General features: G+C 35.6%; 7 protein-coding genes. All 7 read left to right on the top strand.

What is annotated here, in order from left to right; genetic code table 11:
• Positions 1-66 precede the first annotated feature (66 nt).
• Positions 67-735, top strand: coding sequence for a Yip1 family protein (locus ACEWK1_RS22160; RefSeq protein ID WP_212134366.1), 669 nt, complete (start codon positions 67-69; stop codon positions 733-735).
• The gene (locus ACEWK1_RS22165) at positions 735-1,853 is read left to right on the top strand and encodes an efflux RND transporter periplasmic adaptor subunit (protein WP_212134368.1); all 1,119 of its coding nucleotides are present in this window, start codon (positions 735-737) and stop codon (positions 1,851-1,853) included. The genes ACEWK1_RS22160 and ACEWK1_RS22165 overlap by 1 nt, the downstream gene beginning before the upstream one ends.
• Positions 1,850-2,536 (top strand): ABC transporter ATP-binding protein, encoded by a 687-nt coding sequence (locus tag ACEWK1_RS22170; protein WP_121661235.1) that lies wholly within the window; start codon positions 1,850-1,852, stop codon positions 2,534-2,536. The genes ACEWK1_RS22165 and ACEWK1_RS22170 overlap by 4 nt, the downstream gene beginning before the upstream one ends.
• Complete coding sequence (locus tag ACEWK1_RS22175) at positions 2,533-3,726, top strand: ABC transporter permease (RefSeq protein ID WP_212134370.1); 1,194 nt, start codon at positions 2,533-2,535, stop codon at positions 3,724-3,726. The genes ACEWK1_RS22170 and ACEWK1_RS22175 overlap by 4 nt, the downstream gene beginning before the upstream one ends.
• 315 nt (positions 3,727-4,041) lie before the next feature.
• On the top strand, positions 4,042-4,797 hold the full coding sequence (locus tag ACEWK1_RS22180; protein ID WP_212134372.1) for a DeoR/GlpR family DNA-binding transcription regulator: 756 nt from the start codon (positions 4,042-4,044) through the stop codon (positions 4,795-4,797).
• Positions 4,794-5,705, top strand: a complete 912-nt coding sequence (gene pfkB, locus ACEWK1_RS22185; protein ID WP_212134374.1) for a 1-phosphofructokinase — start codon at positions 4,794-4,796, stop codon at positions 5,703-5,705. Before ACEWK1_RS22180 ends, pfkB begins: the two co-directional genes overlap by 4 nt.
• Before the next feature lie 13 nt (positions 5,706-5,718).
• On the top strand, positions 5,719-6,083 hold a 365-nt coding region (locus tag ACEWK1_RS22190), incomplete at its 3' end, for a PTS sugar transporter subunit IIA (RefSeq protein WP_416636664.1).

Genomic DNA, 6,083 nt, shown 5'->3' on the forward strand with positions numbered 1-6,083 from the left:
TTTTTTTGAAACCATTTAATACCTCCTACGTATTAGGTAATGAAGTCAAATTTTGGAGGTAGAAACATGGAAGAACAAACAATAGAAACTAAGAAGCCGTCATTATTCGGAATGATTCTTCAACCTGGAGAACAATTTGAAAGAATAAGAGAAAGACCAGTCATTTGGCTTCCCTTAATTCTCCTGTCTATACTCGGAACGGTTGTTGCTGTACTTATAGCACTTAACGTGGATTATTCTACAATACCAGGCCCAGCTATGTCGGCTGAAGAGCTTGAGCTTACAAAAATGTTTGGTATCATTTTCGGGGGACTTGGTGGTTTATTTGGTACATCAATTGGATTATTAGTATTTGGAGCTATTTTATTTGGAATTGCCAAAATAGTTAAATCGCCGGTTTCATTCAAACAAATGTTTTCGCTTATGATTTTCACAAGCTTTATCACGACAATCGGTCAATTATTGAATCAACTTATTATTTATGCAATTGGCGGGGATCCGTACATTATGTTAACTAGTATTAACAGTTTTGTAGGGGCAGATGGTGTTTTAGGAGCCGTTTTAGGTGTTTTTGAAGTATTTCAAATTTGGTATTATGTTTTATTAGCACTTGGACTTGTGAAAGTAGCTCAACTATCCAAACCGGCAGCATATACAATTGCTATTATTTTCTTTATTTTAGGTCTTATTGTTGCAGCAATTGGAGGAGTTTTTGAAGGGATTGCACAATTCTAATGAAGAAAAAAATTTGGATAGGAATAGGCGTTTCGTGCTTAATCATTATATTAGTTGGAGTTAATGTTTTTCGAACATTAAGTAAGGAAAATCTAACAGTTGATACAATAAAAGTTGAAGAACGTGAAATGACCGGGAATGTAATGGTTCCCGGTACACTTTCGCTAAGAAATGAGAGTTTTGTTTACTTATCCCCTGAAAGCGGTAAAGTTGCTGAGATTCTTGTAAAAGAAGGAGATAAGGTGGAAGAAGGAACACCTCTACTTCGGTATGAGAATGAACAGCTATTATTAGAAAAAGAACAAAATGCTTTATCTCTAGAATCTTCCTACTTACGAATTAATCAGGTGGAAAGACAAATAAATGATTTGGATGAAAAAGAGGAAGAGTTGACGAAGCAAGTAGGCAAGGATGAAGCAAAAAAACAAGTTGATGCCGAAAGAGATCAATTAAAAACAGATTTAAAATTAGCTAACATCGAAGCTAGACAAGTGCTACTTCAAAAAGAAACAATTGAGAAAAAACTGGGAGAACTTGAAGTTGTAAGTGAAATTTCTGGTACGGTTCTTTCTATTAGTATAGATGCATCAAAAGGAGTCACTCAAGGAGCTATTTTACACATTGCAAAACCTGATGAGCTTATTGTAAAGGGATCCATTTCTGAATATGACTCTTTAAAAATTAAGGAGAAGCAACCTGTAACATTGAGATCTGATGTTGTACCAGGAAAGGAATGGGTTGGTGTCGTTAGTAAGGTCAATCTTCTGCCGGAACAGAGTGAAAATGCAATGGGTAATGAAGATAGTGCTGTTCAGTATCCAATTGAGGTTACAATTGATGATAAAGGTATTAAAGCAAAACCAGGTTTTAAATTAATAATGGATATCCAAACAGAAAAAAGAAAAGCTCTTGCTGTCCCTTTAGAAGCAGTTAAACAGGATGCTGAAGAATATTATGTATTTGTTGTTGAAGAAGGAAAGGCCATTCGTAAAATAGTAAAAACAGGAGCGGCAAGTGATGAGTATATGGAGATCAAAACAGGGTTAGAAACAGGAGAAAGAGTTATTGTTAGTCCTTCAATTGAACTGCAAAATAACATGGAAGTGAATGAGAAATGATTGAGTTAACTTCCATTACTAAGAGCTATAAAGTTGGACAGGATACATTAGATGTTCTTAAAGGAATTAGTCTAACAATTAACGAAGGTGAATTTGTAGCGATTATGGGTCCTTCTGGTTCCGGAAAATCGACACTAATGAACGTGATTGGGTGTTTAGACAACCCTACCTCGGGAACATACTTACTCGGTGATGAGGACATTTCCACTTATAAGGATGAAATGTTAGCTAGGGTACGTAATTTATCGATAGGCTTTGTTTTCCAACAATTTCAGCTTCTTCCCCGTCTCACTGCTCTAAAAAATGTAGAGCTTCCGATGGTTTACGCCGGTTATAAGAAAAAAGAGCGTGAGGAGAGAGCAAAGCAGGCTCTTGAAAAAGTTGGGCTAGCTGAGAGGATGAATCACTTGCCCAATGAGTTATCTGGGGGACAAAAACAACGTGTTGCAATCGCGAGGTCAATTGTAAATAACCCTAAAATAATACTAGCTGACGAACCAACTGGTGCACTTGATAGTAAAACAAGCATTTCAATAATGGAGCAATTCACACAATTAAATTTGGAGGGTACCACAGTTATACTTGTTACCCACGAACAAGAGGTAGCTGATTATGCAAAGCGAATCATAACCGTTAGAGATGGTATCATTCTCTCAGATGTAGAGCGGAGGAGAGAAGTATGAGCTTACTTGAAAATGTAAAGATGGCATTATGTTCAGTTTTAGCTCATAAATTGCGGTCCATTTTAACGATGCTCGGAATTATTATAGGTGTGGCATCCGTTATTTTAGTTGTTGCCATCGGTCAAGGTGGAGAGCAATTACTAAAAACTTCAATAACTGGTCCTGGTAATACGATTGAAGTTTATTACGAACCAAGTGAAGAAGAATTAATGTCAAACCCAAATGCCTATATGAATGCTGCCTTTACTCAAGAAGATGTTCATTCACTAAGTAATATACCAGAAGTGAAAAAAGTGGTAGCTGCTTCATCAGAATACTTTTCAACAAGATATCAGGAAGAAACAGTCGATACTAGTGTTTACGGTATAAACCAAGCCTATATGGAAGTAAATAACTTGAAAGTTGAATCAGGAAGAAATCTGGTTGAAGCAGATTTTATTGGAGGCACACGTGTAGGGGTTATTAGCTCAGAATTGAAAAAGGAAATGTTTGATAAAAATGAGCCGTTAGGTGAAGTTGTTTGGATTAATGGTCAACCGATTGAAATTATAGGAGTATTAGAGAAGCCAGAAGGTTTATTCGCATTCGGGGCGATGGAAGTATATGTACCATGGAATACATTTCGGAACTCTTTTGGAAAAAATGAATATAATTCAATTACTTTACAGGCTACAAATGCAGATGTAATGAAAGAGGTTGGAGAAAAGGCAACAACTCTTTTAAATACAACTCATAATACAGATGATTCTTATAAAGTGTTTAATATGGAAGAAATGGCAGAAGGAATTGGTCAAATCACAACCATTATGACGTTAATCATTGGATCAATTGCAGGCATCTCACTTGTAGTCGGGGGAATTGGTGTGATGAATATCATGCTTGTTTCCGTAACTGAGCGAACAAAAGAAATCGGAATAAGAAAGGCGTTAGGTGCAACAAAGCGTCAAATTCTTACTCAATTTCTAATTGAATCGGTCACCCTTACTCTTATAGGTGGAATTATCGGAATTTTATTAGGAGCAGTAGCAGCAAATGTTGTATCAATCTTTGCTGGATGGCCACCTCTCATTTCATGGCAGGTTGTTTTAGGAGGGTTAATATTTTCAATGATTATTGGAATTGTATTTGGAATGTTACCTGCGAATAAAGCGGCCCGCTTAAGTCCAATTGAATCTTTACGATATGAATAACATTTTATTTACCTCCCATTAGTTGTTTATGGGAGGTTTTTTATTATGTTTATCTTGAAATGCAGAGACTGATTTAACTAATACAATCGAATTCTTTAAAAAACAATCAATTTCATTCACCTATAATGAATTTTTACTATTATTTTATTAAAATATCATTCGGTGTATGAATGTTTTTGAAAGAGTTGTATGTATATAGTGATAAAAAGTGATAGTTTTTGATAAAATATGATTGATTTTGGTTGGAGATGAAAGTATAATGAAAAAGTAAGCAAAGGATGTATTCGCTTACAAAAAATTAGGAGGTGTTGTTAGTTGTTAACACCTGAACGTCATCGACTAATTCTTGATCTTTTAAAAGAAAGACATTCTGTGAAAATACATGAACTTGTCGACTTAACTAACACATCAGAGTCAACAATTCGTCGAGACTTAACACAACTGGAAGAAGATAAATATTTAAAACGAATTCATGGCGGTGCAGCACTTTTACAAGGAAAGTTAAAGGAACCAAATGTTAGTGAAAAATCTGCCAAAAACCTTCAACAAAAGAAAGTGATTGCAGCTGAAGCAGCTTCTCTTGTAGAAGAAGGAGATTGTATTTTTTTAGATGCAGGTACAACAACACTACAAATGGTTGAATATTTATCACCTGAAAAAGAAATTGTCGTTGTAACTAATGGACTAACTGTTATTGAACCGCTTTTAAGCAAAGGTATAAAAACATATTTAATAGGTGGATTTTTAAAGCCATCCACTGGTGCTATGATTGGACGCGGTGCTTTAACGGCATTAGAACAATACCGTTTTGATAAATGCTTTTTAGGAGTAAATGGCATACATGTTGAGTTAGGTTATACAACACCTGACCCAGAAGAAGCAGCAATGAAAATGACAGCGCTAAAGCTTTCAAGAGAAAAATATGTTTTAGCTGATTATTCCAAATTTGGAGAAATTGCATTTTCAAGAATTGCTCAGCTTTCAGAAGCAAAGATTATAACGGATGAAGGGGAAGATGAAGTCCTTTATCCATATACAAAAAATACAGCAATAAAGGTAGTGAATATATGATTTATACCGTGACATTGAATCCATCAGTTGATTACATCGTAAGAGTTGAACAATTTGAGCTAGGATCGTTAAACCGTACATCGGAAGATTCAAAATTTCCTGGTGGTAAAGGGATTAATGTATCACGTGTGTTGAAACGATTAGGTGTTGAATCTAACGCATTAGGTTTTATAGGTGGTTTTACCGGTTCTTTTGTAGCAGATTTTCTATCTGGAGAGAATATTCAACACAACTTTATAAACGTTTCTGGTGATACGAGAATAAACGTTAAGCTAAAAACTGACGTTGAGACAGAGATAAATGGAGTAGGACCTAGTGTGTCAGAAGAACAGCTAAATCAGTTTTTAAAATTGTTTCAGCATATGAATCAAGACGATATTGTTCTTTTAGCAGGTAGTATTCCAGGGACATTACCAACATCTATCTATCAAAAAATCATGACTATTTGTAAAGAGAAAGAGATAAAAGTAGTCGCAGATGTTTCTGGTGATGCGCTAAAAGAAGTTGTATCTGAAAAGCCATTCTTAATCAAACCAAATCATCATGAATTAGGGGAATTGTTTGAAACAAACATTCAATCTGTGGAAGATGCACATAAATATGCGAAGCAGCTTGTTCAACAAGGTGTAAAGCATGTAATTGTCTCAATGGCTGGTGAAGGGGCACTTCTAGTTACAGATGAAATCGGTTATGTAGCAAATGTACCAAAAGGAAAGGTATTAAATTCTGTTGGTGCCGGTGATTCAGTTGTTGGTGGCTTTTTAAGTGCTTTCTCCGAAAATAAATCGTTGGAAGAAGCGTTTAAGATTGGTGTTGCTTCAGGCAGTGCAACAGCATTCTCACTTGAGCTTTGCACAAAAAAAGAAGTAGAAGAGTTATTACCTCAAATAGAAGTAGTCAAAATATAGAGGGGGAAAAAAGATGAGGATAACAGAAGTATTAACAAAAAGGACAATAAAATTAGAAATCCAATCAACGTCAAAGGGCGACGTTGTAAAAGAATTAGTTGATGTTTTAGATCGTGCTGGTAAGCTTTCAAACAAAGAGTCTTATGAGCAAGCAGTATTAAATCGTGAAAAACAAAGTACAACAGGAATTGGTGATGGTATTGCGATTCCTCATGCTAAAACAAATGCAGTGAAAGAACCTGCTATTGTGTTTGGACGTTCAACAAATGGTGTGGATTATGAGTCATTAGATGGCCAGCCAAGTTATTTGTTTTTCATGATTGCTGCTCCAGAGGGCGCAAACAATACCCACTTAGAAGCATTGTCAAAACTCTCAAG

The organism is Metabacillus sp. YM-086, assembly GCF_048059995.1.
GTDB classification, from domain to species: domain Bacteria; phylum Bacillota; class Bacilli; order Bacillales; family Bacillaceae; genus Metabacillus; species Metabacillus litoralis_B.